We start from the raw sequence: 24,365 nt of genomic DNA, 5'->3' as shown, positions 1-24,365 counted from the left end.
GGGCGGTGACATGGACGCGCTACTACCTGAAATGATCCGGATATCCGATATCGACACGGGCAAGCGCCTGCGCGAAGTGGATCCGGCGAAAGTCGAGGCGTTGAAGCCGTCCTTTACGGAACTGGGCTTGCGGACGCCGATAACAGTTCGGGCAAATGACAGCAAGCGCAAGGGCGCTTCGCCCTACATTCTGTCGGCTGGTGCCCACCGGTTGGCGGCTGCGCTCGCCATTGGCTGGCAGGAAATCCCGGCATTTGTGCGAAAGGAAAGTGCGCTCGATGCCGAGCTTTGGGAGATCGACGAGAATCTTGCCCGTGCCGAACTGACGCCAGCAGATCGCGCCATGTTCGTTTTCCGGCGCAAGGAATTGTATCTCCTAAAATACCCGGAAACCGGCCATGGCGGCGACCGCAAATCAAGCGGACAAGTTGGCCACTTGGTCGACCGGGCAGAGCGTAAGAGTTTTGTTGCCGCCACGGCTGAACTGACCGGAAAACCAGAGCGAAGCATCCGACGCGATGCCGAGCGTGGGGAAAAGATTTGCAAGGCGGCGCTCGACAAGCTGCGGGGCACCCGGCTTGACAATGGTGTGGCGCTTGATCGCCTCAAGGCTCTGCCGTCGGATGTTGCGCAAATTGCGTGGGTCGAGGGCGCTCTGGCAGAAGAAAAGCGCATCAAGGTCGAAAGCAAGAGCATTCGTGCCCAGCAACAGAAGGTGCGCCACGCTGTCAGACTTACGGAAATGGCGCTGACCGCCGAGCGCGGCAAGGCGACGGCACCGGCAAAGCTGGATCGGCTCTATCCGGTCTATTATGCAGATCCGGCGTGGAAATATCAGGTTCATTCGGAAGTGACGGGGCGCGAAAAGAGCGCTGAGAACCACTATCCGACGATGCCTACCGACGAAATCGTCGCCCTGATGGTCGAGCTGATCGGTGGTAGTCATCCTGCTGTACTGTTCCTTTGGGCGACAAATCCGATGTTGCTGGATTCGCTGCGGGTCATGGAGGCTTGCGGCTTCACCTATGTGCATCACTGGGTTTGGGACAAGGTCGATATCGGCACCGGCTATTGGGGCAGGGACCGGCATGAGCTTCTGCTCATCGGCAGGCGCGGCGAGGTGGCGTGCCCGCTGCCGGAAATGCTCCCGCCGACGGTCTACGCCGAAAAGAAGGGCGAGCATTCCGCCAAGCCTGAGTATTTCGCTGAGCAGATTGAGAAATTTTATCCGGATCTCCCAAAGCTGGAACTGAATGCGCGCCGCAAGCGTCCAGGCTGGGATGTATGGGGATATGAAGCGCCTGCCGCTGACGTGGAGGCCGCGTAATGTGCTCCAATTGTTTTATCGCCACATTGGGAAGCCCGCGCATCATCTATCTTTCCGGGCCAATGACGGGATTGCCGGATTTCAATTATCCGGCTTTTCGCAGCGCTGCCGCCGCTCTCCGCTTGGCGGGGCATCGGGTCTATAACCCTGCCGAATATCCCCATAAGGGACCACCGGAGCTTTTTCCGATACGGCAAGCGTTCGCATCATATTGTAACTTCATTTGTCTTGAGGCCGACACGTTAGTTTTGCTGCCGGGTTGGCGGGCGTCCAAGGGGGCGGGTGCCGAACGACAGCTGGCGCTCAATTGCGGCATCGACATTATCGAATGGCTGGAGGCGCTATGACCTCTGATGCCGACCGTCTGCGGAAGATCAAAGATAGATATCGGGCACTCGACGGCGCGCGCTGGCAGCTTTGCTGCGCTGAGAAAGCCACGTTTGTCGAAGCAAAAACACGTAATGGCGAATTGATCGAAATCGCGAATTTTCATCCCGGTGCAACGCCGGATGAGGTCGATTTTCTGGTCAACGCGCCGGATATGGTCGGGTTTTTGCTGGGGCTTGTCGACCGCGCAATCGCGGCATCACGTAAGGCCGCGCCGGTTCAGCAAAAGCGGCGTATTTCGAAGGGCTTCGCGGCGGAAGCTGCCATGAAATGCGATCAGGCTTCATTCCGGATCTATCTGGAAGAAAGGCACGGCGCCGAGGGGCCACTGACGGCTGATACTGCCGCAGACGCATTGCGCGCCATCCTTCGGATCAAATCAAGAAAAGAACTGAATAGCGATGCCGCTGCAGCAGACCGGTGGAGCGATTTGCGCGCCGATTTTGAGGTGTGGCTGAGGGTGGGGCAATGACGACACATTCCGACACGATAAAACCGTTGCGCGTTCTCGTAGCCTGTGAGTTTTCCGGCACGGTGCGAAATGCATTCCTCGACGCTGGGCATGATGCGTGGTCGTGCGATCTGCTGCCAGCCGAGGACAAGACAAACCGTCATGTTGTCGGCGATGCGCGGGATCTACTGCATGATGGCTGGGATCTGTTGATTGTCGCACATCCGCCATGCACGCGGCTTTGCAACTCCGGTGTTCGCTGGCTGACGGTGCCCCCGCGCGGCAAGACGGTCGAACAGATCTGGCGCGAACTGGATGAAGCGGCGGAACTGTTTTCAACGTTCTGGAACGCTCCCATTCACCGCGTGTGCGTCGAAAACCCTGTCATGCACAAGCATGCCAAGGCGCGCATCACAAACTATGCGCCGCCCGCCCAGAGCGTACAGCCTTGGCAATTTGGCCATGGTGAGGTCAAGCGTACCTGCTTCTGGTTGCGCAACCTTCCACCGCTGACCGCTACCGACATTGTCGAGGGCAGGGAGGCGCGCGTGCATCGTATTCCGCCAGGTCCTGACCGTTGGCGCGAGCGCAGCCGGTTTTTCACGGGCATTGCAGCCGCGATGGCTGACCAGTGGGTGCGTTTGCCTGCCGCTGAGTATCTGGAGGCAGCGCAATGAGCATTGCTGTCATGTCACGCCTGTTCAAGGCGCAACTTGGATCTCCGAGCCGCAAGATGCTCGCGATCCGTCTGGCAGATTTCGCGGACGATGACGGGCGCGGGATCTGGCCTACAGTTGGACGGCTTGCGCTTGAAACAGAGCTTTCCGAGCGTACCGTGCAGCGTCTTCTACGCGACTTCGTCGATGAAGGGTTGCTGATTGTCGTGGCCGAGGGCGGCGGACGACCGGGGCAGGCCACGCGATACGATTTCGATATGCGTGCATTGGACAGCTTGCAGGCGGGAAAACCTGCCGCCGACGGGTGTCATGGTGTCACGGGTGTCACGGTGTCACCCGTGACAACGGAAGCACCGACGGGTGACATTGACGACGCCGACGGGTGTCACGGTGTCACCCAAACCGTAATAGAACCATTAGATAAACCATTAGGTGAGAGAGCGCGCGAGAGCGAGGACGATGGAAGGGAAAGCCGGAAATCCGTCGAACGTTCGTTCAAGCGTGGTTTCCATGGTTGGCCTACAGCGATATCCGACAGCGAGCCTGAGGCTTTCCGTGTGTGGCTGTCTCTGACGCCGGAGGAAAGGCAAGCGGCAGTCGACGAGGCTGCGCGCTACGTCGAGGCTGCGAAGGCGTCGGGTCGGAAGCTGGTTTGCTCCTATGCGGTTTATCTCCGCGAAAGACGCTGGGAAAAGCTGCCAGCCAAAGCGGCGGTCGAGCAGACCGGATCTGCGCAGGCAGCGCCTTTGGGCAAAATGTGGGGTGCAAGGGTCTATGAGCTGTTGCTGAACGGTCCCACTCGTGTTGTTGGCCTGACCCAGATCGAGAAGGGCTTGGTCGATAGCGGGCGCTATACCGAGAAATATCTGCTGCACGATAAGCAGGCCAAGCAGGGCTTTCCAGCAGTGAATGAGCTTTTCGAGCGTGCATCTGGTGGACGTGGCGCGCTTGTTCCAGCGCGCCTGCAGGCGATCAAGGATTTGCTCGTACAGGTTCGCATTGGCAGCGACGAGTGGAAGGCATGGGCCGATTTCCACAGTCAGCAGGGCTGGCCATGGTTCCCGGACCCCGGCAATGCCGAGTGGGTATATTTCCCGGCTGGTGGGCCGGAGGGTTTGAACGGTTTCGAAATCGCACTGAGGGGATTGGGTGAAAATGATGGCAATTGACGCAAAGCAGATTGCAGATGCTATCACGAGACAGCCGACATTCGAGCAGGCTTGCGCAATCGACAAGGTGCTTGCAGAGCGTGGCAGGGTAGCTCGGATGAGGGCAGCGGCAGCGAATCGCGCGGGCGATGATTCTCCTTGGCTGGTCCTTCAGGTGATGTCAGGACGCGAACTTTCGGTGCGGGAAGCGCTCGAAAAAGAAAATATCGAAGTACTTGTCCCCATGAAAATGGGGCCTGTGGTTCGTCGACAGCATCGAGTCCTTCCGGCAAAACAGCAGCCCGTCATGAATGGTTACGTGCTGGTACGCTGTGCAGTTTTGAACGAATGCCTTGCCGGTCTGTTGAGTTTCGATCACGTCGTTTCGATCCTTGGTGGATATGAAGCGCCATTTCTGGTCAGTGCCGAAAAGGTATATCTTTTCAAAGCGAAAGCCGAAGATGGTAAATATGATTACGAGCATTTTCACCGGAAGTTTATCGGGGTGAAATGGGCGCGTGTTGCCGATGGTCCTTTTGCCGGTTGCCGTGCAGAACTGGTTTCGGGTGGAACAAAGGGCAACGGTCTCGTTGTGATTGAGGTTTCGATTATGGGCAGGCCAGTGGCAATGACTGTGCCTATTGCAATTCTCGAACCTTTGTGAGCGTAATCTGCTCACGGGATGATCCGGTATGAATAGTGAACCTCGATACACGGTAAAACGTGGGGACTAGTTCCTGAGGTGGTCGCGCTCGGACCCCGCCCTGACTGCCAAAACGGCAGCAATCGATTCAGGGCCAGTGCGTAAGCTATGTCCAGACTTCTCCGAACGATGAGCGCCAGTTGGCGCTCTTTTCGTTTGTACTAAGGATAAACGGTTTTGTTGAAAGGCCGGTCCAATGATCAGAACCATCGACAATCGACTGTTTGTCCTGATTGCACTGCTGCTGGTCGCTTTCGCGCTTAGTGGATGCGCAAAGCATTTCTGCACGATGGATGACTATTTCAGCAGCAGCGCCTGCAAGTGACGTGGAATTGCGATCATGGCAACGATTTCTGCAAAGTGGGCCGATAAGCACCTCTCGCTGTTCGGATCGAGGATCGCGGTTCTCCATTCGCGCTTTCCGAACGTTCTCCCTCGCATCATCAATCAGGTCGGCAACCGGGCAAAGACACAGGTTATTCGAAACCTGACCAAGCAAACGGGGCTCGCCCGCAAGACCATAATCAAGGCTATCGGAGATCCGGGGCACGCCCGTCATAGTAAGCTGTCTTACGAAATGGTGACGCGAGGCGGCGATATTCGTCTGAAATATCTTTCGCCTCGCGAATTGCGTGCAGGCGTTTCCGCAAAGCCATTTGGGCAGCGGAAGTTATTCGCGGGATCGTTTCTGAAAGGCGGACGCTTCCCCGGTCGCGTCAACGTTCCAAAGTTTTACGGCCATGCTTTCCATAGGCTGAACAAGTCTGGAACCAAAATCACCTATACCCGGTCAGGTGTTTTCATCCCGGTGGAAATGACCAAGGGCGCGACGAGATCGGCATTTGAGAGAACAGCGGCACCATTGCTGCAGCAGCGCGTCGATGCTGCTCTCAAAAAGCTCCTGCCATAATGAGATCGTGCGAGTGAGCACCTCGACCGGTGAGCGGATCGAGGGTTGGGCGCACCTGACCGACCGGCCCCCGACCCGCCCCCTCCATTGGGTCCTTTTCCGGGCCTATCACCGGAGCGGGTGAGCGCGACTGCGGGATTTCGGTCTCTGCGAATTCTTACAGGGGGATTCCTCCGCCCTTTGAATGGAATCGGAATCACATGGCCAAAGGGTATTCAGACGAGCTGCGCCAGCAGGTCATAGCCTTCATTGAGGAAGGCCATACCGTCCGGCAGGCAGCAGAAAAGTTCAATGTCAGCCCCAGCTTTGCTGCCAAATCGCACAAGAAGCATGTCGATCAGGCCGCGCAGCCGCTTTTGCCAGAGCAAGATCCGGTTGAGGATGACGAACAGCCTGAAAACGCTGCCGAGATAACAGCGGCGGATCTCGCAGAGATCCTGGGCGTTTCGAAGCGGGCAATATCCGATTACGTCGAGCGTGGAATCATCGTGAAGACAGGTCGGAATCGCTTCGACCTGCGGAAGTCCGTCCAGCTCTACTGCGAGCATCTGCGCGGGATCGCGGCAGGTCGAGGCGGTGACAATGTCGACGCGCTCGCAACAGAACGTGCCCGACTGGCACGCGAGCAAGCCGACCAGGCAGCAATGCGCAACGCGGCGATGCGGAAGGAACTGGTCCCAATTGCCGAGGTTCGCAACGAATGGGTTTCGATAGCCCGACGCGTGCGAAACGTGATGATGGCGGTTCCATCCAGATGCCGCCAGATGCTGCCACACCTTACCACTTTCGATGTCGACCTGATCGACGAGGAAATTCGCACAGCACTTACAGAGCTTGGTGAAAAGGACGATGACGACGGCTCTGGCGATCACGCGGCGGGCAGTTTGGGAAGCCCTGACGCCGCCACCGAAACTGAAGCTCTCGGAGTGGATTGAGCAAACAGTTTATCTGCCGGAGGGAGTTTCATCCCTCACGGGTCGGGTGAGGCTCTGGCCACCGCAGCGCGAAATTGCAGACGCTATCGGCGATAGCGCGCTTGAGCGTGTGACACTGGTGAAGCCGGTGCGTGTCGGCTTCACTACGCTTCTGACAAGCGCGATGGCCAGTTTCTGTTCGAACGATCCGTCGCCGATCCTTTCGCTCCTGCCGACTGAGGCTGACTGCCGCGACTATATGGTTTCGGATGTCGAGCCGATCTTTGATGCCTCGCCAGCGCTCAACGGATTGTTGACCGGCGATGTTGATGAAGGCGGCAGAAACACTCTGCTTTCCCGGCGCTTTCCGGGTGGGTTTCTGAAAGTTATTGCGGCAAAGGCACCGCGCAACCTGCGCCGCCATAATGTGCGCATCCTGTTTATCGATGAGGCAGACGGCATGTCGGCGACCAAGGAAGGGTCGCCGATCCTGCTCGCTGAGCGCCGCACCCTGTCGTTTGCGGATCGCAAGATCGTTATGGGGTCGACGCCGGTTTATGAGGAAACCAGCCATGTACTGCAATCCTATGAACAGTCTGACAAGCGAATTTATGAGGTGCCTTGCCCTGAGTGCGGACACTTCCATGAGATCCAGTGGTCCGACATTCAATGGCCGGAAGGTGAGCCGGAAAAAGCGTATTATGTTTGCCGGGAGTGCGGCTCGGTTGTCGATGAGCGCCACAAGCCCGGCATGGTTGCGAATGGTCGCTGGCGGGCGCTGAAGCCTGAAGTCAAAGATCATGCAGGGTTTCGGATGAATGCCCTGATTTCGCTGCTACCGAATGCGTCTTGGGGGCGTTTGGCGAAAGAGTTTGTCGGCGCGAAGAATGATCCGTCGAAGCTTCAGACCTTCATCAACACGATCCTCGCGCAAGGCTGGAAGGAAAACACCGACGAGCTGGACGATATCGAGCTTGCAAGCCGCGCCGAAGATTTCAGCCTGGTTGCGGAAACTCCAGACGATGACGATGCGACGGCCACGACCGGAATCCCGGTTCAGGTTCTCATCATCACCGCTGGCGTTGACGTGCAGGATGATCGATTGGAAATCACCTTCATTGGCTGGGACAAAGAGGGGATTCCTTACGCCTTGGGACATGAGGTGATTTGGGGCCGATACGAGGATCACACGACCTGGTCGGAATTGGATGTCGCGCTTGGCACGCAATGGGATCATCCGCTCGGCGGCAAGATCAAGGTCGATGCCACCTGCATCGATAGCTCGGATGGCGAAACGATGGAAACTGTCTATCGTTATGCATTCCCACGGTTCCGCAGGCGCGTGTTTGCAATCAAGGGCGTGGGTGGCAACCGGCCATGGATTGAGAAATCCAAATCGACCGTGAAGGGTGGCAAGCTGTTCATCGTCGGTGTCGATGGCATCAAGAGCCACATTTTCGGTCGGCTGGCGCGTGCCAGTTCGATGCGCTTTTCGAAATCTCTGCCAGATGTCTGGTTTGAGCAACTCGTGGGTGAGCAGATGGTTGTCAAATATTCGCGCGGACAAACTGTCCGGCAGTTTGTGCCGGTTCCGGGGCGACGGCACGAAGCTCTCGACTGCACGGTTTATGCTTTTGCCGCTCGCCAGATGGTGAATGCCAACTGGGCGCACCGTGAGGGCGAGTTGTCAACGCCACCGGAGATCAAACCTGTTTCATCCCTTCCACAAATCGCACCTTCGGAGTGGTTATAATCGTGGCCTCTATAGACGATCAGATTGCAGCGCTTGAGGAAGCCATTCTTACCGGCGCGAAGAAAGTCATCTTCCACTCAGGCGGAACCCGCCGTGAGGTGGAATATCATTCCTTGAAAGATATGCGGGAGGCGCTTGCGGATCTTCGGGCCCGTAAATCGCGTGGTCCTCGTACCATTCTGGCGGCGTTAGACTAATGGGTATCGGGAACATTCTTGATAAGGCCATCGGCTATGTGTCGCCGGAGGCGGGCTTGCGCCGTGTTCGTCACCGGGCTGCAATGGAGATTGTCCAGCGCAGCTATTCCGGAGCGGAAACCAATCGCCTGAAATCAGGTCGTCGCGCGAAATCGACATCGGCAGATGCCGAGATCGCTCGCGCCGGTCGCAAGCTTCGCGACCGTATGCGGGATCTGGTCCGCAACAATCCCTATGCGGCGAAAGCTGTTTCCGAGCTGGTCAGTCACGCCATCGGCGACGGCATCATTCCGCGCTCGAAAAACAAGGAAGCAATCAAGCTGTTCCAGGAATGGAGCAAGGTTTGCGACGCTGACGGTGATCTCGACTTCAACGGTATTGTTGCCCTGACGGTTCGAGAGATGTTTGAAAGTGGTGACGGCATGGTACGTCGCCGCCGTCGCAGGCTGGAAGACGGATTGCCGGTCCCGCTCCAGTTGCAGGTGATTGAATCGGATCTGCTCGATAGTACCAAGGAAGGGGTGTTGTCGGGCGGCGGCAAGGCAATTCAGGGTATCGAGTTTGATGCGATAGGCCGCAAGCGTGCCTACTGGATGTTCGGATCTCACCCCGGAAACAGCTTCTTTGATCCGCAATCGACCATCGTTTCGAAGCCGGTTCCGGCAGCTGATATTGCGCATGTCTTCGAAAAACAGCGCACACAGGTCAGGGGCGTTCCATGGGGGACGCCAGCGATGGACGATACATTCGACCTTGCCGAGTATGAGCAGTCGGAGCTTGTCAGAAAGCGCCTTGAATCCTGTATTGTCGGGGTGATGACAGGCGGTGACATTGACGACACGATAGGGTTGCCGCTGACCGGCAAGGATGGCGAGGCGACGACACCGGGCATTTACAATGTGCACGGACAGCGTGTCGAAAAGTTCACGCCGGGTATGTTCTACAATGCGGTCGGCGGTCGAGATATGAAATTCTCACAGCCTGCCGTCACCGACAGCTACGATCCTTATAAAGTTTCGATGCTGCATACGATCTCAGCTGGCTGGCGCGTTCCCTATGCACTGATGACGGGGCGGCTCGACAAGGTCAATTACTCGTCGAGCAAGATCGGTCTGGAAGGCTTCCGGCGCATGATTTCAATGCTGCAATGGCATATCATCATACCTATGCTGTTGCAGCCGATGTGGGACTGGTTCTGTGAAGCCGCCTATCTCGCCGGGAAGATCAGCACACCGACAGTGGCGGTCGACTGGTCGCCGCCGCGTTTCTACTCGGCGGACCCACTGAAGGATGTGAACGCCAGGATCAAGGAAGTTCGGGCCGGTTTCCGCTCGCTCTCATCGGCAATTGCCGAGACTGGCGAGAACACGGATGACGTTCTGGACGAAATCCATTCGGACAATGCCAAGCTCGACAAGCGCGGCATTATCCTCGACAGCGACCCGCGCCGCATATCGCAGGCCGGTCAGGTTCAACAACCCGTTGATACTGATGATCCTCCTGAGAAGGACGAAAACGATGACGAAACTTAACCTGCGCAAAATGCCGGACAGTCTGCCGATGCAGATGCAGGAAGTCCGGCTGTTGCCTTCCGGTGTCGATGCTGAAACGCGCACGCTGGATCTGGTATGGACTACCGGCGCAACTGTTCGCCGTCGCCGGTATGTCGGCTGGGATACGGTTGTCCCGTTCGACGAGATCCTGCTTGTCAGCGATAAAGCAATCGACTTGTCGCGGATGAATGCAGGTGCGCCGGTTCTGGATAGTCATTCTGTCTGGTCGACCTTTTCGCAGGTCGCGGTTGTCGAGCGGGCGTGGGTTGACGGCGGTGAGGGTAAAGCCAAGATCCGGTTTCCAAAAGCCGGTATCGACGAGCGCGCCGACCGCATGTTCGGCCTTGTCTCCGATGGCATCATCAAAAATGTGTCGGTCGGCTATTCCATCGACAAGATCCGGATTGAGGAAGCCCAGAAAAAGGGCGAAGTCGAAAAGGTGTTCGTCGAGCGCTGGACGCCGAACGAAATTTCATTCGTGACGGTTCCGGCAGATCCCGGCGCACAGGTGCGTAATCACGCAGATACGTTCCCGCTTATGATCGACCGTAAGCCGGTCTCGACGTTTGCGGCCTCGGCCCGGATGAGAATGGCGGAAGCCGTCCGCCGCCTCGCTTAATCCAGCAATCAACAAATTCCAGTTTGCCGCCTGCAATTCTCCGGGGTTGCAGGGCGACGGCGCTTGTTTTGCCCGGTACATAGAAGGAAACGCACACCATGAAAAAGGGTGCTTACATTTTCGCGACCGTCGCCGCATTTGTCTGCGTCGGTCTGGCTATGGCGTTGTTCGCCGCAGATCCATCGCATGCAGCATCCCTCGATTATCGTGCTTTCGTACAGCCTGACGGAATGCACCTGATCGGTGCCAACGTTGCCTTGCTGGGTCTGCGTTCGAAGCTGAAAGAAATCACTGACCGTGCGGAAGCTGCCCGCGCCCGAATTACCGATGATCTCGATGAAGATGCGGTTCGGGCAATCGAACAGGAACATGCGGGTATTCTAGCCGAGGCCGACCAGGTCCGTGCGGATATAACCCGCATGGAAAGCGAGCAGCGCAACGCACCGACGGTTGATCCTTCGGTCCGAGCTGCTGTCGATGAAGGCGTCCGCGCCGAACGTGAGCGGTCCAGTACTATTGAGGATCTGGCTACCCGTTCCGGTTTTCCTGATCTCGGTCGCGAACATGTTCGCTCTGGCACGCCGGTTGAGCAGTTCCGCAGCCTGCTTCTTGATCACATGGTCTCGAATGAGCGCCAGAGTCCAACCGACAGCCGTGTGCGTGTCGATGTGGTTCACGATGAGGCGGTCACTCGTCGCTCAGCTCAGATCGAGGCGCTGGCATACGGCCTCGGTGCCCCGACGCCGCAGGCTGGTCCGTCCGCTGCCGCTCGCCAGTATATGGGAATGGGCCTTGTGGATCTGGCCGCAGAGAGCGTCAATTATCGCGGTCGCCGCATGATGAATGCCCGTGACATCGACGATGTGTTTACGCGCGCTTCGCATTCGACCTCGGATTTCCCGGCAATCTTCGAAGGTGCCGTCAACCGGACTCTGGAACAGCGTTATGCGCTTGCCCAGCCGACGTTCCGCCGATTTGCGCGCCAGCGAAACTTCCGTGACTTCCGTCCCGACACCACAGTGAAGGTCGGCGATTTCCCACTCCTGAAAAAGGTGCTGGAAAACGGCGAGATCAAGTACGGCTCGTTTGGTGAAGGCAAGGAACAGGTGCAGGCGTTCAGCTACGCTATCGCACTGAATGTCAGTCGGCAGATGCTGATTAATGATGATCTCGGTGCAATCTCTGATCTTCTTACCAGCTATGGTGCATCTGTCGCGCTGTTTGAGGAAGTGACTTTCTATGCGAGCGCCTTTAATGGAAACCTCGCTGACGGAAAGCCGGTATTCCACGCGGATCACAAGAACCTTGCCGGTACGCCCTCCGCAATTACCGTCGACAGTGTCGGTGATGGTCGAAAGGCGATGAGCAAGCAAAAGAGCCTGGATGGCAATCCGTTGCTGTCGAATGCTGCTCGTATCATGCTGGTCGGTCCAGACAAGTTGACAGAAGCGGAAAAGCTTCTTGCCTCCATCACTCCCGCAACGGTTTCGACCGTCAATATCTTCTCCGGCAAGTTCGAGCTGATTGAAACGAGCCAGATCAAAGACAATGCCTGGCATCTGTTCGGCGAACCTTCCGCAGGCTCGAACTATCGCTGGGGTTATCTGGAAGGCTACGAGGCACCGCGCGTGCGCATGGATGAGCCGTTCGGGCGTCAAGGTTTCAGCATGTCGGTTGAACACGACTTCGGCTGTGGCGCGACCGACTATCGCTTTGGCTACAAGAACGCCGGGGCCTGATCGAAATAGGGCGGGTCATTGGATCCGCCATCCTTTCCGCTCTGATCCTTCATAAGGAAGAACTCCCATGAAAAACTATATCCAGCCCGGTGATACCATCACCGTTCCGGCTCCGGCTGACGTGAAGTCTGGCGATCTTGTTGTTGTCGGCGATCTCTTTGGCGTTGCGCAGTTCTCAGCAGCTTCCGGCGATCCAGTCGAAATCTCAACAAGGGGTGTATTCGGGTTGCCGAAGGTTTCCGCGCAGGCTTGGTCTGTGGGTGCCAAGGTCTATTACGTCGCCGCCGACAAGAATATCTCGACGACAGCGACCGGTAATACCTTCATCGGTCACGCTACCGAAGCGGCAGCGAACCCTTCCGACTTCGGCGCGGTGCGTCTTTCGGTATAAGCGACATGGCGAACTGGCGAAAACTGGAAGCTATGGTCGATCAAAAGATGACGCGTAGCTATGGCGAGTCGGTTCGCCTGTCTTTCATGAAAAAGCAGGTGGTCGATCCTGATCGGCCAACGGTCGATATTATCGCACTCCTGCATGTCGGTGGGGATGACTCGCGCGCTCCCGGTCCTACCGGGACGTATCGATCTCGCCTGTCGCTTGGTGAGGCTGAACTGTTTCTGGATCGTTCAATCTATTCCGGTCCTGATCCGAAGGTTGGCGACAAGGTCCGCGCGAATGATAGGGCGGGAAAGCCCTGGTTTGAAGTAGCCGCAGTATCGGATCGATATAGCAATCTCATCGTCGTGAAGCTGGGGCAGATCTGATGTCTATAGGTCGAATTGCACTGCGTATCGCGACAATCGGGGCACTTAACGGTTCGACCTCGGTCGGTTCCAATGTTCTCGACAGTGAAATTGGATCTATTGATGTCGGCGCGGACGGTAGCCTTCGCACCGATCAGGAGAAGCCTTTTATTTCGGTCTATACCGACGGATCGAAGGCGGAAGATCTGAGCGGTGCGCGACGCCTCTGGCAGAACGGACTTACTGAACTTTTGATTGAAACCGGCGTCGCAGCGTCGATGGTCGAAACCAATCAGGAGACAGGCGAAAGCACGATCATTCCGGGAATACCCGCAACGGACTCTGCCTTCGAATTGTTTCTTGATGTTGTCGATAGGCAATCAATCGCCGCCTTGATGGATCCCGGCAATCCATGGGCAGAGATTTGGCGGACGCTTGTTCGCGATATCGTGAAAGTCGAGCGCAGGCGAACGGCTGATGCCGAAACCGGCACCCGTATGGCGGCGCATCAGCAAAGCATCACCTGTGATTTGTTGCCGGATCCGGTTTTCGGCGAGCCTGTTGCGGCGACCTCTGTATGGCAGAAACTGCTCGATCAGATGGAAGCGGTACAGCATCCATATTTGCAGAAACTGCAAGAACTGATGGGCTTGGCCGTCACCCAGCTTAACTCCATAGAGCAACGTCGGCGGTTTGGTTTCACGCTGGATGAGGCGAGGGCGCTTTGCGATGTGCCTCCGCTGGCAGCGGAGGCGACAGAACCAGACATTGCGCGGATCGATTTCGAGAAAATGTGATGGCTGACAATCTCGCTGATATCCTCGTCGAGCTGCAGCGCCGACTGTTCGAGGTCGAGCGCCGTTTGGCCAATCATCGTCGAACCGGCGTGATTGATGAAATCGACCATGGCAAGGGCGTCGCCCGCGTCAAAATAGAGGGCGGCGAGCAACCTTTCCGAACTGGCTGGATCCCGTGGAAGGAAATCGCAGCGGGCGGGATATCGACCCATATCCCGCCAACGGTCGGACAGCAGGTCGATGTTATGTCGGAAAGCGGTGACCTGACTGACGCTGTCATCGATTTCTCGACGCACTCGAATGCAAATCCGCGCCCGCACGACGGGCCGGACGCGGTGATCGTCAAGGGCGGTGTTCGCTTTTTCATCAGCGATGATACTGTCACGATTGATGCGGCAAACATCACTTTTACTGCCTCCAACGGAAATCTCGCCTGATGCCACTGATCGTTCGTCTCGGTGATACTTCCAGTCATGGCGGCACCGTAATTTCGTCAGCCGACAAGTGGAGCTGCGAGGGAAAGCTCATCGCCAGAAAAGGCGATCTACATTCCTGCCCCATTCCCGGTCACGGCGTCACGCCGATTGTGTCGGGATCTTCGAAATTCATCTGCGAAGGCGATCCCGTGGCGCGAACCGGCGACACGACGGGTTGTGGCGCAAGTCTCATTTCTGGCGCGACCAAGTGGTCGTGCGACTGACCAAAGGAGAACAGGCGATGAAAGTCATCGTGAAGGAAAGCGGCTTTTACGGCGGAACCTACTACATAGCCAAAACCGCAGAGCAGGAAATGCCGGATGCGGTCGCCAAACAATTTATGGCTCCCTACGGTCATCAGCTGGAAAAGCCATCCGACCGGCAAAAGGCCGTGCGCCCAGTGAAGGAATAGACCATGTCGTCGCTCGGCTTTTCGAACGTGGATGGTTCACTGCTGGCGGGCTTTGACCATGTTCGGCAGTCGATTGAGGTCATCCTGACAACACCAGTTGGATCTCGCGTGATGCGTCGAGATTTTGGTTCCGAGCTGATGGGCCTGATCGATAGACCGATGAATGACCGCGTCATTCTCGGCATCTATTCAGCCTGCGCCATGGCAATTGCGAAATGGGAGCCGCGCTTTGCGGTGACCGGCATAGACATTGGCGATCTGAACGAACAGGGCGTCATCGATCTCCAGATACGGGGTGTCTATTACCCGAACGGTCACAAGGGCGATTTTTCAGTGACCGAAGGCGAGACTTCCACGAGCATCACTATAGCAAGGACTATGTCATGAGCCGCTTTGTTGCGCCGAACCTGGCTGACCTTGGCGATGTTCCAAGTGTCGTCGCGGTGGATTTTGAGGAAATCAAAAGCTCACGCGATGAATACCTGATTGCAGCGCTGGAGCGGTTCGGCGTTTCTTACGATGTTGACAAGCTGGAAACCGATCCCATGGTGATCGCCTTTTCGGAAGGCGGCGGCTATCAGGAAATGAAGTTTCGCCAGCGGGTCAATGAAGCTATCCGCGCCTTGTCTCTGGCAACCGCCATCGGCGGCGACCTTGACCATATCGCAGCGACCTATGCTGGTATCTCACGTCTTGTATACGACAATGCCGAAAACGATCAGCCGGAAAATTCGCAATGGGATCCGGTTCTGGGGAGGTGGGTCGAACTCGACGACATTTTCCGTGCCCGTATCCTGCTCGCCTTTGAAGCGTTTTCGACCGCTGGCCCGGAAGGGGCATATGCCTTTCATGCTCTGGAGCTGGATGGAAAGCGGGATATCGCCGATGTCGCGGTCTATTCCGAGGAAGATGCGGCGACCTATACGAATGGGCTTTATGCAGACGCCTATTCAATGGGCCTGATCCCAAACCCGTTCTCCGGTCGGGCTACCGGCGATCCGGTGCTTGCGCCTGAAATTCTCGTGGTGATCCTGCCGACCGTCACCTACGGCCCTACCGATCAATCGTTGTTGGATCGGGCATTCGAGGCGGTGACGCCGAAGGATGTGCGGCCTATCGGCGACAATGTTCGTATCGAGCCTGCCACAGTCACGGCCTACGATATCGAGGTCACTCTTTACTATGCGCCGGGTGTCGATGTGTCGGCTATGGCAGCGGAAGCGAAAAGGCGACTGACCGCATATGCAGTCTCCCGCCGTCGCATCGGGTTGGCTGTGCAGCGTGAGGTTATCGGCGGTCGCGCGGCTGTTGATGACAATGTCACTGTCGAAGTTGTTTCGCCTGCTGCTGATATCGAACCGGGTTCGAAAGGTGTCGGACAAGTTGGCACAATCACGGTCAATACGGTTCAAACGCAAGGATCGTGGCAATGACGCCAGCTGAAGCAATTGACGCTGTTGCAGACCTCGCACGTTCCATTCTTCCTGCGCGTTCTTCGCCACTCACTGTCGCATTGCTCGCTGCTGAACTGGCACGGATTGCGACGGTTGATCCCACCGTCATTGCGACGATCTGGAATCCGGCGACGTGCCCGAAAGCTCTGCTGCCATATCTTGCTATGGGTGTGTCGGTGGATGTCTGGTCTGCTGATTGGACCGAAGAGCAACAGCGCAGGGTCATTGCCGCCTCGCCAATGGTCCATCGGCTCAAGGGCACACGTGGCGCTGTCGAGCGGGCGCTTGCGGCATTCGAGCTGGAAACCCGAATTATTGAATGGTGGGAAGATGGTTCAAGGCGCGGGACGTTCCGTGTCGAGATCCTTTATCGCAACGGCAGTCCGGTTTTCGATCTGGAAACACAGGCATCGGCAATCGCGTCAGTTGATGCGGCAAAACCCAAATCTCGTGTTTTTGCCACCCGCGCCGTCGTGCAGGCTCGCGGTCCGCTTTATGTGGGAGCGTTTGCGAGAACCAGGCTGGCAGCTATCGCCCATCCATTTGCATTTGAACCGCCCGTTCTAAGGGCGACCAGTTATGTCGCCGGAGCGCCTTGCGCGTTCCTGTCGGCGACTGCTCACTACAAGGTTTAAGATTATGGCTCAAAACACGTTCGCATTGATGACGAACCTTGGCCGCGCAAAAGAGGCAGCAGCGATTGCCAACGGTACTGCTGTCGTCGTTACGCATATTGCAATCGGCGATGGGGTGACTGTGCCGTCGGGCGGTGAAACTGCCCTGTATAATGAGATCGCACGCAAGGCTATCTCAGGTCACGGTACCGTTGTTGGAGCTTCGAATGTCGCTTATTTCGATATTTTCCTGGAAGCTGCTGAGGGCCCGTACACAATCCGCGAGGCGGGCCTTATCGATCAGGATGGAGATCTCATTGCCATTGCGCGCTATGACCCCCCGATCAGCAAACCTATTCCCTCAAGCGGACAAACGGTGGAAGGCACCATCCGGCTAGAAATAGCCTTCTCGAACATCGCAGCGATAACTATCGTCGTCGATCCATCGTTCAAGGTTGCATTGCAGCGGATCAATCGCCTGCCATGGTTGCCGATTGTATCTATGACAACTGCAGCTCCGCCAGCTTCCCCGGCATTGGGTGACGCATATGTAGTTCCGGTTGGCGCTACAGGAGCGTGGGTAGGGCAGTCTGGCAAAATTGCAGAATATACATCTGCCGGTTGGGCAATAATTACTCCAGCCAATGGCCACGGTGTTAGTCTGCCAGACGGTCGAATATTCGAGAAAATTGGCGGCGTATACGTTGAGAAAATCGCGCTGGATGTACAGTCCGGCAAGTGGCGTTACGCAGTCGCAGCAGGGTCCGCGACTGCTTTGACCGTCGCACTCGATCCGGTACCGACGGACTACAGGGTGGGCATGCAGATTAATATGCGTGTTCCACATGCGTGCCAAGGCGCGACGACGCTTTCAGTTAATGGCATGGCTGCAAAGCAAATTGTCCGCAGCTCGGATTTTGTTGCTCCGATAAAAGATGACTGGCGGGCCGGAGCAATTTTGAACATCGTCTATGATGGTGAGCGATTTCAGTTAATAGATGCGAACTACAGCTTGTCCCCGCTCAATCGCATCATCACCCCCCCCAGTGCATCAATAAATCTGACACCGGCAGATGCTGGAGGTATGTTTTTCTCACGCCCCGAAGGACCGGTTGTTTACAATCTTCCGAAGCCATCAGAGTTCGGTGTCAATTATATCGGGTTTCTTCGGAACGTTGCTCCTTCGATCACGGTCAATGTCGCAAGCGAAGATGGCGGACGGATACAGTTTTCAAACGAGCCAACGACATCGACGGTGGTTCTAAACAAGCAAAAAGCTTGGTTGATTCTATTATGTGATGGCAACAATTGGCTGGTTTTCAGTGCGCATCCGATGTTCGATGCGGGCCTCGGTTTAACCCTTAGCTCGGGCATCTACAGGGAGGTCCTCGACAACGGAAAACTCCATATATGGGGTTCTGTCGTCAGAACGCCTTCCAGCGAACTGACGACTATCAATTTGCCGGTTAGCTTTTCCAATGCCGATTATCGGGTTGTTCTAACCAATGGCGATACCTTCTCATCGCAGACATCTCTTGGTATCCAATCTAGGAGTACGTCTTCATTTCAAGTGCGTTCAATTGGATCCAGCTCACCTGTGAGAATTGATTTTGATTGTTTAGGAGATCCGGCATGAAAATTTTTGCTTCTTGTGATGCGCAAGGCAAGCATACGGGTTTTTTCGAAGAGGACATCAACTTCAATATCCCCGGCCATGCATTCGAAGTGAGTGTCGAGCAGCGAGAACAGTTGTTGTCAAACCCTAATCTAAAATGGGTAGACGGGGTGTTGATAGTAAGCGAGCCGTCATCTACGCACCTAGATGATTTAAAGACGGAGTTGCGGGCCACGATTGATCAGGCGGCAGAGCAAGAGCGGCTCCGATACATCACACCCGGCACGGGTCAGGCGATGACATATCAGCAGAAAGTTACTGAGGCGCAGGCATTCAAAGCGGCGGTCAATCCACAGGCTTCTCATTATACAATGCTGTCATCGGAGGTCGGAATTACGGCTGAAACACTTGATGAGGTTGCAAACATCGTCCTTGCTGCCTTCGCTCAATGGCAGCAAATCGGGGCTATGATCGAAAGCATCCGCCTCGGTGCCAAGCGCGACATTGATGCGGCGGATGATGAAGTCGCTGCCCGTGCTGTTCTAGATGCTATCGAGTGGCCGCAGCCGGCGCTCTGAGTTCATCTGAACATTTAATTCCAGAAAACCTGACCCGCTGAGGTCTCAATCCAAGGAGTGCCGCTATGGCATCTGTGTCCTTTCACCATGGCACGCGTGTATTCGAAAGTGCCGAAACCCCGCTTCTGGTGCGTATTGCGCGCACTGCAGTCATCGGTCTTATCGGCACTGCGCCGAATGCGGACGTGCTCGCGTTCCCATTGAATAAGCCGGTGCAGATCCTGCGCCCGCAGGATGCAGCAACTCTCGGCAATGCCGGTACGCTGAAAAACGCCATCGACAGCATTTTCGACCAGGTCGGCTGTCCGATCATTGTGGTTCGGGTTGATGAGGGTGAGACGACGGCGGAAACCTGGTCGAACCTGATCGGCGACCAGACTGCTTTTACCGGCGTCCATGCCTTCCGGCGCGCATCCTCCGACGGCTTGTATAAGCCTAAACTGCTCATTGCCCCCGGTTTTACCCAGACCTCGCCAGCCGACGGCATCGCTTCTATCAATGTGACAGCAGGCGGTACCGGCTATGATGCCGATACGACTGCTGTCGCGATCATGGGCACCGGATCCGGTGCAGTCGCCGAGGCTGTTGTTGCTGAAGGTGCGATCACCGCGATCATCGTTCGCAAGGCTGGCTACGGTTTTACTGGCACACCGACGGTTACGATCACTGGCAAGGCTGGATCCAAGGACGCAACCGCAACCGCCAATATCGGTTCTGTTATGAACCCGGTTGTTGCCGAACTGATGGGTGTGGCGGAAAAGCTGAAAGCCGTGGCTTATGTCGACGGGCCGGACACGACCGATCAGGCTGCAGTGCAGTACCGTGGGCTGATCAATTCAGGGCGCATCGCGATTTGCGATCCGAAAGTCTTGAAATACGACACGGAACTTGATGCCAATGTTCCGGCCCCATCCTCGCCGATCTTCGCCGCCAAGCAGGCGAAAATGGATCTGGAGCAAGGCTTCTGGTGGTCCGGTTCGAATGTTGGGATCTCCGGTATTGTCGGCGTCAATCGCCCCATCGAATATGGCGACCAGTCGAACTACCTCAACGAAAACCGGGTCAACACTATCGTCAATATCGATAATACCGGCTTCCGGCTCTGGGGTGTCTGGACCTGTTCTGCAGAACTTCTTTGGCAGTTCATTTCTGTGCGGCGTACTGCTGACGCGATCAATGAAGCGCTGGAAAAGGCATATCTCGAATTTGTCGACAAGCCGTTCTCCCGCGCCAATCTGAAATTCATGGTCGAAGGTGGGCGCGCTTTCCTCCGGCAGATGGAAGCCGAAGGCGCAATCCTGCCTGGTCATGATTGCTGGTTGCTGGACACGAACACCGACAACGATATGGCGCAAGGCATCATCAAGCTTGGTGTGAAGTTCGAACCGCCTGCACCGATGGTTGATATCCGTATCACGGCATATCGCAACATCGCCAGTTATACGCTGCTGCTCAACCAGGTTGCGCAGGAAATCACTTCCGGATCGGCTGGCTAACTGCCAGCCCATCCCGCTCCAATTTTCCCATTTCAACGTTATTAAGGGGTTAGGCTCATGTCTGACATGCCGCGTTATATCCTGCGGAACTGCACCATTTTTGCAGACCGCGTTTCGAAGATCGGGCAGGCAAGCGAAATCACGCTGCCGGTGCCGACGGAAAAGGTCGAGGAACTGCGCAACGCCGGTATGGTGCTGCCGATTGATGTCCCGATGGGTTATGAAAAGATGGAGGCTAGTTTCAAGCTCTCCGGCTTTGATCCGCAGGTTATCACGCTGTTCGGCCTAGAGGTCGGTTCCGAACGCGAGTTCATGGTGACCGGTGCGCTCGTGCACGAGGATGGCACCGTCGTCAACGCAACTGCTTATATTCGCGGTCGCCTCATCAAGAACGATCATGGTGCCTGGAAGCCGGGTGACATGGCCGAAAACGATTTCTCGATCACGCTTCGCTATTACAAGCTGGAAGTCGAAGGGGCGATCCTGATCGAAATGACGCCGTTTGATGTGTCCATCGGCGGCACGTCTCGCACGCAATCCATCCGCAGCGCGCTTCTCGCGTAACGCTCGCCAGTTCGACAAGGATCGAAAATGCCTGAACCCGTAAAAGTGAAGCTCTCGACGACATACAAGATTGCTGGTGTCGAGACAGATGAAATCACCATTCGCGAGCCGAAGGTCGCGGATCTCATCACGGTTGAAAGTGTTGCAAATGGCGGCGGCAATAATGCCGTGCTGACACTGATGATTGCGCAACTCTCTGGGGCAACTCAGCCAGAAATCGCGCAATTCTCCCTCGGCGATTATAAGAGGTGCAGCAAGATCGTCACCCCTTTCTTGATCGAGGAAAGCTCGGATGGCGACGCCTGACCATCTGGCTTAGCCAGAACCTTTACACACCGATATCGACATTCATGGAAATGACGCCGCAGGAAGTCTTGCTGTGGCGTGATGAGGCCGTCGATCTGATGAAAGCAAAGAGAAAATAATGGCTGTCCTGAGTTCCAAGCTTGTTGTTTCGCTTGTCGATCAGATCACCGGGCCCGCTCGCGGTGTTGCTGCTGCGCTCGACGGTCTCAACCGTCGCGCCAGCAGAACCACGTCCGCGATCATGGGGGCGGGCGGCGGCTTTTCCGTCGGGGCGCTGGCTCGCAATCTTGTCGCCATTGGTGCAGGCTATGTCGGCGTTCGTGAAGGCATCGGCGGCACCGTCGGTGCTGCCATGAAATTCGAGGAAGCGTTCGCCGATGTCCGCAAGGTCGTCGACGGCACGCCTGCGCAATTGTCCGTCGTTCGATCCGAGATCCTCGGACTATCGAAGGAACTCCCGGTAACTGCCGATGGGCTTGCCTCGATCTATGCTGCTGCCGGTCAGTCCGGCGTTGCCTTGCAGGAACTGACAAAGTTCTCGGAAATGGCGGCAAAGGTCAGCGTGGCGTGGGATACGTCGCAGGGCGAAACTGGCGACGCATTGGCAAAGATCAAGACCCAGCTTGGTTTCAACGTCGACCAGATCGGTTTGCACGCTGACGCCATCAATCACCTTGCGAACAATACCGCTTCGGCTGCTCGCGACCTCGTCGAGTTTGACAAGCGGGTTGCTGCGACCGGCAAGATGTTCGGCTTTTCCGATACTCAGACACTCGCATTCGGTGCGTCGATGATTTCGGCAGGTGCTGAGGCGGAAGTTGCCGCGACCTCGTTCCGCAATATGGGGCGAGCGCTGACGAAAGGCGAGCAGGCGACAAAGTCGCAGCGTTTGGCATTTGCAAAGCTCGGCCTCGATTCCGTCAAGGTATCGAAGAACATGCAGAAAGATGCGCTCAAGACCACATTGAACGTAATCGAGCGGATCCAGCAGCTACCGAAAGATCAGCATATCAGCATCGCTTCTGCCTTGTTCGGTGATGAGGCGCGGGCACTCATGCCGATCATTGCCGATACAAAAGAACTGCGCCGCGAGCTTGCGATGGTCGGCACTGAGTCGAATTACAGCGGATCCGCGTTTCAGGAATATATGGTTCGCGCTGAAACGACCGCGAACGCCTTGCAGTTGCTCGGAAACAAGATCAAAGCTTATGGCATCGGCGTTGGTGACAGCTGGTTGCCGACGATCAAGGATATGAGCCTTGGCATCGGCGATGTGCTGGACACGCTGGATAAGCGAGTGGGCGTCATCGATAAGATCGAAATGGCCGTCAAGGGCTTGATGAGCGGTTTTGGTTATGGGGGCGAGGGCGGAACACGCCAGCTAATCAATGATCTCGGTGATCTTCTGTTTGGCAAGGCCTTTGAAGGCGACGGCACTCAGGTCGATCAGCGCATGATTGATCTGGCTAAGCTCTCGAACAATTTCCGCAAGATCGGTCTAGATCTGAAAGCCTTCGCCAAAGATATTGGGGAAGGGGATCTGTTAGGCGCTGCCGGGAATATCTCGGAAGCTCTCAGCAAGATGTCTGGTTCTGCGACCGTGATAAGTGCACTCGGCATTGCCGCTACCGGCGCAGCGATGCTGACTTTGGGGCGCGGTATCACCCGTTTAGCTATGTCCCCATTTGGGAAGATCGCCCTTGTATCTTCCGCTGCTATCACGCTGATTGATGCCGTCAAGGGTGCTAACAGCATTGGTGAGTTCGCGGATAATCTGGCCAAACTTTCAATGGTTGACTGGGCTATGATTGCTGGTGGTTTGTTGGCGGTTTCCGGTCCGCTCCTAAACCTGCGAAACCTGATCGCAGGAACGGCGGCGGCTGGTGCCGCTTCTACAGCGGTTGGCGGTGGCGCTGCAGCTGCTGGTGGTGCTGGTGCTGGATGGTTAAGCCGAATTCTTGGTGCTGGCGGTGGCACCGGGGGTATGGTCGCCCGTGGTGGCATATGGGGGCTTATGGCCTATGGTCTCTACAAGGGGCTTGAAGCAAAAGGTCCGTCCGATCCTCGCTACATAAACCCGGAATTTTTCGTACAGAAGTCCAACGAACAAAGGGCCAAAGCAGGTACTGGTACGGGGCAAGTGTTACCAGCCGCGCCTCTGCCAAATCAGCCCGCGCAAAATGCGTCGCAGCCGTTTAGTTTCGGTGCGCTGTGGAACGCATTGACCGCGCCATCTCCTACTGCTGGCATTGCAGGTGCAAAGGGGCCGGCTGATGTTTCGTTGGTTGGGACGCCATCTGTTTCAGTTGCTACGCCGGTACAGACCATGCCGAGTGGAACGCAAGATGTGCGGGTTACCAATCCGCAGCCTGCTCCTGTGGTGACGGTTCATATGAACGTGCAGACCGGTGCTTCTCCGGAGCAGATCGCATCTCAGACAGCACAAGCAGTCGCGGCTCAATTCCGTGCGGCGTCTGGCGGAGCATATTCCGACGGGGGAATGTAATGGCAATTCCGATGTGCTTAGGGCCTTTCATGTTTCATTCCCTTCGGTTCGGTTACCGGGGATTGAAGCGTGACCTTTCCACCCGTTGGGCCGACATCAACACTGTAGGCGGGTTGAACCGCCTCCAATGGACAGGCGGCGACGATGATCGCACGACAATTGAAGGAGTGTTGTTCCCACATGAGTTCGGCGGATTGGCTGTTCTTGAAGGCCTTCGCGGGGCGGCAGTTGCCGGAACTGTATTGCCGCTTATTACACTAGCCGGGAATGTCTACGGTATGCATGTGATCGAAGGTATTAGTGAAGACCAATCGTATCATACTGCGCTAGGACAGCCGCGAATGGATGTTTTTCGCATCCAGCTCAAGCGCTACAGCGGTGGCAGCTTTTCGCCGATTTCAGTTATTCAGTCACTATTCGGGTGA

30 protein-coding genes are annotated in these 24,365 nt (G+C 56.3%); all 30 read left to right on the top strand.

Annotation, left to right across the window (positions count from 1 at the left end; translation table 11 throughout):
* Positions 1 to 10 precede the first annotated feature (10 nt).
* The 30 genes from FIB18_RS04315 (at position 11) to FIB18_RS04175 (ending at position 24,365) form a co-directional block, all read left to right on the top strand.
* On the top strand, positions 11 to 1,327 hold the full coding sequence (locus tag FIB18_RS04315) for an MT-A70 family methyltransferase (protein ID WP_140019598.1): 1,317 nt from the start codon (positions 11 to 13) through the stop codon (positions 1,325 to 1,327).
* Positions 1,327 to 1,674, top strand: coding sequence for a DUF4406 domain-containing protein (locus FIB18_RS04310; RefSeq protein ID WP_140019597.1), 348 nt, complete (start codon positions 1,327 to 1,329; stop codon positions 1,672 to 1,674). The genes FIB18_RS04315 and FIB18_RS04310 overlap by 1 nt, the downstream gene beginning before the upstream one ends.
* Positions 1,671 to 2,186 carry a hypothetical protein gene (locus tag FIB18_RS04305; RefSeq protein WP_140019596.1) on the top strand — a complete coding sequence of 172 codons (516 nt, stop codon included), beginning with the start codon at positions 1,671 to 1,673 and terminating at the stop codon, positions 2,184 to 2,186. The genes FIB18_RS04310 and FIB18_RS04305 overlap by 4 nt, the downstream gene beginning before the upstream one ends.
* Entirely contained in the window at positions 2,183 to 2,842 is a 660-nt protein-coding gene (locus FIB18_RS04300; protein WP_140019595.1) for a hypothetical protein, read from the top strand. The genes FIB18_RS04305 and FIB18_RS04300 overlap by 4 nt, the downstream gene beginning before the upstream one ends.
* A complete protein-coding gene (locus FIB18_RS04295) occupies positions 2,839 to 4,011 on the top strand; it encodes a helix-turn-helix domain-containing protein (protein ID WP_140019594.1) in 1,173 nt (390 codons plus the stop codon). The genes FIB18_RS04300 and FIB18_RS04295 overlap by 4 nt, the downstream gene beginning before the upstream one ends.
* Positions 3,998 to 4,654, top strand: coding sequence for a transcription termination/antitermination protein NusG (gene nusG / locus FIB18_RS04290; protein ID WP_140019593.1), 657 nt, complete (start codon positions 3,998 to 4,000; stop codon positions 4,652 to 4,654). Before FIB18_RS04295 ends, nusG begins: the two co-directional genes overlap by 14 nt.
* 235 nt (positions 4,655 to 4,889) lie before the next feature.
* Positions 4,890 to 5,018: a hypothetical protein gene (locus FIB18_RS25325; RefSeq protein ID WP_255482242.1), complete on the top strand. Its 129-nt coding sequence runs from the start codon at positions 4,890 to 4,892 to the stop codon at positions 5,016 to 5,018.
* Positions 5,019 to 5,033: 15 nt separating this feature from the next.
* A complete protein-coding gene (locus FIB18_RS24765; protein ID WP_158295692.1) occupies positions 5,034 to 5,603 on the top strand; it encodes a hypothetical protein in 570 nt (189 codons plus the stop codon).
* 200 nt (positions 5,604 to 5,803) lie between these two features.
* Positions 5,804 to 6,538 carry a MerR family transcriptional regulator gene (locus FIB18_RS04275; protein ID WP_168436518.1) on the top strand — a complete coding sequence of 245 codons (735 nt, stop codon included), beginning with the start codon at positions 5,804 to 5,806 and terminating at the stop codon, positions 6,536 to 6,538.
* Positions 6,453 to 8,270, top strand: coding sequence for a phage terminase large subunit family protein (locus FIB18_RS04270; RefSeq protein WP_140019589.1), 1,818 nt, complete (start codon positions 6,453 to 6,455; stop codon positions 8,268 to 8,270). Before FIB18_RS04275 ends, FIB18_RS04270 begins: the two co-directional genes overlap by 86 nt.
* Before the next feature lie 2 nt (positions 8,271 to 8,272).
* Positions 8,273 to 8,467: a phage head-tail joining protein gene (locus tag FIB18_RS04265; protein ID WP_041545160.1), complete on the top strand. Its 195-nt coding sequence runs from the start codon at positions 8,273 to 8,275 to the stop codon at positions 8,465 to 8,467.
* Positions 8,467 to 9,999, top strand: a complete 1,533-nt coding sequence (locus tag FIB18_RS04260) for a phage portal protein (protein ID WP_140019588.1) — start codon at positions 8,467 to 8,469, stop codon at positions 9,997 to 9,999. The genes FIB18_RS04265 and FIB18_RS04260 overlap by 1 nt, the downstream gene beginning before the upstream one ends.
* On the top strand, positions 9,986 to 10,639 hold the full coding sequence (locus tag FIB18_RS04255; protein ID WP_140019587.1) for an HK97 family phage prohead protease: 654 nt from the start codon (positions 9,986 to 9,988) through the stop codon (positions 10,637 to 10,639). The genes FIB18_RS04260 and FIB18_RS04255 overlap by 14 nt, the downstream gene beginning before the upstream one ends.
* A gap of 98 nt (positions 10,640 to 10,737) precedes the next feature.
* Positions 10,738 to 12,378 carry a phage major capsid protein gene (locus FIB18_RS04250; protein WP_140019586.1) on the top strand — a complete coding sequence of 547 codons (1,641 nt, stop codon included), beginning with the start codon at positions 10,738 to 10,740 and terminating at the stop codon, positions 12,376 to 12,378.
* A gap of 67 nt (positions 12,379 to 12,445) precedes the next feature.
* Positions 12,446 to 12,769: a DUF2190 family protein gene (locus FIB18_RS04245; RefSeq protein WP_140019585.1), complete on the top strand. Its 324-nt coding sequence runs from the start codon at positions 12,446 to 12,448 to the stop codon at positions 12,767 to 12,769.
* Positions 12,770 to 12,774: 5 nt separating this feature from the next.
* Positions 12,775 to 13,143, top strand: coding sequence for a hypothetical protein (locus FIB18_RS04240; protein WP_140019584.1), 369 nt, complete (start codon positions 12,775 to 12,777; stop codon positions 13,141 to 13,143).
* Complete coding sequence (locus FIB18_RS04235; RefSeq protein WP_140019583.1) at positions 13,143 to 13,919, top strand: hypothetical protein; 777 nt, start codon at positions 13,143 to 13,145, stop codon at positions 13,917 to 13,919. Before FIB18_RS04240 ends, FIB18_RS04235 begins: the two co-directional genes overlap by 1 nt.
* A complete protein-coding gene (locus FIB18_RS04230) occupies positions 13,919 to 14,356 on the top strand; it encodes a phage baseplate assembly protein V (RefSeq protein ID WP_140019582.1) in 438 nt (145 codons plus the stop codon). The genes FIB18_RS04235 and FIB18_RS04230 overlap by 1 nt, the downstream gene beginning before the upstream one ends.
* Positions 14,356 to 14,619 (top strand): PAAR domain-containing protein, encoded by a 264-nt coding sequence (locus FIB18_RS04225; protein ID WP_012092174.1) that lies wholly within the window; start codon positions 14,356 to 14,358, stop codon positions 14,617 to 14,619. Before FIB18_RS04230 ends, FIB18_RS04225 begins: the two co-directional genes overlap by 1 nt.
* Before the next feature lie 17 nt (positions 14,620 to 14,636).
* Positions 14,637 to 14,807: a hypothetical protein gene (locus FIB18_RS24760; RefSeq protein ID WP_158295691.1), complete on the top strand. Its 171-nt coding sequence runs from the start codon at positions 14,637 to 14,639 to the stop codon at positions 14,805 to 14,807.
* A 3-nt stretch (positions 14,808 to 14,810) separates the two neighbouring features.
* Positions 14,811 to 15,194, top strand: coding sequence for a GPW/gp25 family protein (locus FIB18_RS04220; RefSeq protein ID WP_140019581.1), 384 nt, complete (start codon positions 14,811 to 14,813; stop codon positions 15,192 to 15,194).
* On the top strand, positions 15,191 to 16,240 hold the full coding sequence (locus FIB18_RS04215; protein ID WP_140019580.1) for a baseplate assembly protein: 1,050 nt from the start codon (positions 15,191 to 15,193) through the stop codon (positions 16,238 to 16,240). Before FIB18_RS04220 ends, FIB18_RS04215 begins: the two co-directional genes overlap by 4 nt.
* The gene (locus tag FIB18_RS04210; protein WP_140019579.1) at positions 16,237 to 16,896 is read left to right on the top strand and encodes a phage tail protein I; all 660 of its coding nucleotides are present in this window, start codon (positions 16,237 to 16,239) and stop codon (positions 16,894 to 16,896) included. The genes FIB18_RS04215 and FIB18_RS04210 overlap by 4 nt, the downstream gene beginning before the upstream one ends.
* Positions 16,897 to 16,900: 4 nt before the next feature.
* Positions 16,901 to 18,511 carry a phage tail-collar fiber domain-containing protein gene (locus FIB18_RS04205; RefSeq protein ID WP_158295690.1) on the top strand — a complete coding sequence of 537 codons (1,611 nt, stop codon included), beginning with the start codon at positions 16,901 to 16,903 and terminating at the stop codon, positions 18,509 to 18,511.
* On the top strand, positions 18,508 to 19,068 hold the full coding sequence (locus FIB18_RS04200) for a hypothetical protein (protein ID WP_140019577.1): 561 nt from the start codon (positions 18,508 to 18,510) through the stop codon (positions 19,066 to 19,068). The genes FIB18_RS04205 and FIB18_RS04200 overlap by 4 nt, the downstream gene beginning before the upstream one ends.
* Positions 19,069 to 19,133: 65 nt before the next feature.
* Positions 19,134 to 20,564 carry a phage tail sheath subtilisin-like domain-containing protein gene (locus tag FIB18_RS04195; protein WP_140019576.1) on the top strand — a complete coding sequence of 477 codons (1,431 nt, stop codon included), beginning with the start codon at positions 19,134 to 19,136 and terminating at the stop codon, positions 20,562 to 20,564.
* A 57-nt stretch (positions 20,565 to 20,621) separates the two neighbouring features.
* Positions 20,622 to 21,128: a phage major tail tube protein gene (locus tag FIB18_RS04190; protein ID WP_140019575.1), complete on the top strand. Its 507-nt coding sequence runs from the start codon at positions 20,622 to 20,624 to the stop codon at positions 21,126 to 21,128.
* A 27-nt stretch (positions 21,129 to 21,155) separates the two neighbouring features.
* Positions 21,156 to 21,434 carry a phage tail assembly protein gene (locus tag FIB18_RS04185; protein WP_140019574.1) on the top strand — a complete coding sequence of 93 codons (279 nt, stop codon included), beginning with the start codon at positions 21,156 to 21,158 and terminating at the stop codon, positions 21,432 to 21,434.
* Between the two features lie 118 nt (positions 21,435 to 21,552).
* The gene (locus FIB18_RS04180) at positions 21,553 to 23,940 is read left to right on the top strand and encodes a phage tail tape measure protein (protein ID WP_140019573.1); all 2,388 of its coding nucleotides are present in this window, start codon (positions 21,553 to 21,555) and stop codon (positions 23,938 to 23,940) included.
* Positions 23,940 to 24,365: a phage tail protein gene (locus FIB18_RS04175; protein ID WP_140019572.1), complete on the top strand. Its 426-nt coding sequence runs from the start codon at positions 23,940 to 23,942 to the stop codon at positions 24,363 to 24,365. Before FIB18_RS04180 ends, FIB18_RS04175 begins: the two co-directional genes overlap by 1 nt.

Origin of the sequence: Brucella pecoris (assembly GCF_006376675.1) — a bacterium.
In the GTDB taxonomy this organism is placed as follows: domain Bacteria; phylum Pseudomonadota; class Alphaproteobacteria; order Rhizobiales; family Rhizobiaceae; genus Brucella; species Brucella pecoris.
The sequence above is the reverse complement of the archived record's forward strand: the minus strand, read 5'-3'. Positions and strand labels throughout refer to the sequence as shown.

Excerpts from the sequence above, each read along its gene's own strand:
- FIB18_RS04315 (WP_140019598.1), top strand. The coding sequence starts at position 11 with ATGGACGCGCTACTACCTGAAATGATCCGGATATCCGATATCGACACG.
- FIB18_RS04310 (WP_140019597.1), top strand. The coding sequence starts at position 1,327 with ATGTGCTCCAATTGTTTTATCGCCACATTGGGAAGCCCGCGCATCATC.
- FIB18_RS04305 (WP_140019596.1), top strand. The coding sequence starts at position 1,671 with ATGACCTCTGATGCCGACCGTCTGCGGAAGATCAAAGATAGATATCGG.
- FIB18_RS04300 (WP_140019595.1), top strand. The coding sequence starts at position 2,183 with ATGACGACACATTCCGACACGATAAAACCGTTGCGCGTTCTCGTAGCC.
- FIB18_RS04295 (WP_140019594.1), top strand. The coding sequence starts at position 2,839 with ATGAGCATTGCTGTCATGTCACGCCTGTTCAAGGCGCAACTTGGATCT.
- nusG (WP_140019593.1), top strand. The coding sequence starts at position 3,998 with ATGATGGCAATTGACGCAAAGCAGATTGCAGATGCTATCACGAGACAG.
- FIB18_RS25325 (WP_255482242.1), top strand. The coding sequence starts at position 4,890 with ATGATCAGAACCATCGACAATCGACTGTTTGTCCTGATTGCACTGCTG.
- FIB18_RS24765 (WP_158295692.1), top strand. The coding sequence starts at position 5,034 with ATGGCAACGATTTCTGCAAAGTGGGCCGATAAGCACCTCTCGCTGTTC.
- FIB18_RS04275 (WP_168436518.1), top strand. The coding sequence starts at position 5,804 with ATGGCCAAAGGGTATTCAGACGAGCTGCGCCAGCAGGTCATAGCCTTC.
- FIB18_RS04270 (WP_140019589.1), top strand. The coding sequence starts at position 6,453 with ATGACGACGGCTCTGGCGATCACGCGGCGGGCAGTTTGGGAAGCCCTG.
- FIB18_RS04260 (WP_140019588.1), top strand. The coding sequence starts at position 8,467 with ATGGGTATCGGGAACATTCTTGATAAGGCCATCGGCTATGTGTCGCCG.
- FIB18_RS04255 (WP_140019587.1), top strand. The coding sequence starts at position 9,986 with ATGACGAAACTTAACCTGCGCAAAATGCCGGACAGTCTGCCGATGCAG.
- FIB18_RS04250 (WP_140019586.1), top strand. The coding sequence starts at position 10,738 with ATGAAAAAGGGTGCTTACATTTTCGCGACCGTCGCCGCATTTGTCTGC.
- FIB18_RS04245 (WP_140019585.1), top strand. The coding sequence starts at position 12,446 with ATGAAAAACTATATCCAGCCCGGTGATACCATCACCGTTCCGGCTCCG.
- FIB18_RS04240 (WP_140019584.1), top strand. The coding sequence starts at position 12,775 with ATGGCGAACTGGCGAAAACTGGAAGCTATGGTCGATCAAAAGATGACG.
- FIB18_RS04235 (WP_140019583.1), top strand. The coding sequence starts at position 13,143 with ATGTCTATAGGTCGAATTGCACTGCGTATCGCGACAATCGGGGCACTT.
- FIB18_RS04230 (WP_140019582.1), top strand. The coding sequence starts at position 13,919 with ATGGCTGACAATCTCGCTGATATCCTCGTCGAGCTGCAGCGCCGACTG.
- FIB18_RS04225 (WP_012092174.1), top strand. The coding sequence starts at position 14,356 with ATGCCACTGATCGTTCGTCTCGGTGATACTTCCAGTCATGGCGGCACC.
- FIB18_RS24760 (WP_158295691.1), top strand. The coding sequence starts at position 14,637 with ATGAAAGTCATCGTGAAGGAAAGCGGCTTTTACGGCGGAACCTACTAC.
- FIB18_RS04220 (WP_140019581.1), top strand. The coding sequence starts at position 14,811 with ATGTCGTCGCTCGGCTTTTCGAACGTGGATGGTTCACTGCTGGCGGGC.
- FIB18_RS04215 (WP_140019580.1), top strand. The coding sequence starts at position 15,191 with ATGAGCCGCTTTGTTGCGCCGAACCTGGCTGACCTTGGCGATGTTCCA.
- FIB18_RS04210 (WP_140019579.1), top strand. The coding sequence starts at position 16,237 with ATGACGCCAGCTGAAGCAATTGACGCTGTTGCAGACCTCGCACGTTCC.
- FIB18_RS04205 (WP_158295690.1), top strand. The coding sequence starts at position 16,901 with ATGGCTCAAAACACGTTCGCATTGATGACGAACCTTGGCCGCGCAAAA.
- FIB18_RS04200 (WP_140019577.1), top strand. The coding sequence starts at position 18,508 with ATGAAAATTTTTGCTTCTTGTGATGCGCAAGGCAAGCATACGGGTTTT.
- FIB18_RS04195 (WP_140019576.1), top strand. The coding sequence starts at position 19,134 with ATGGCATCTGTGTCCTTTCACCATGGCACGCGTGTATTCGAAAGTGCC.
- FIB18_RS04190 (WP_140019575.1), top strand. The coding sequence starts at position 20,622 with ATGTCTGACATGCCGCGTTATATCCTGCGGAACTGCACCATTTTTGCA.
- FIB18_RS04185 (WP_140019574.1), top strand. The coding sequence starts at position 21,156 with ATGCCTGAACCCGTAAAAGTGAAGCTCTCGACGACATACAAGATTGCT.
- FIB18_RS04180 (WP_140019573.1), top strand. The coding sequence starts at position 21,553 with ATGGCTGTCCTGAGTTCCAAGCTTGTTGTTTCGCTTGTCGATCAGATC.
- FIB18_RS04175 (WP_140019572.1), top strand. The coding sequence starts at position 23,940 with ATGGCAATTCCGATGTGCTTAGGGCCTTTCATGTTTCATTCCCTTCGG.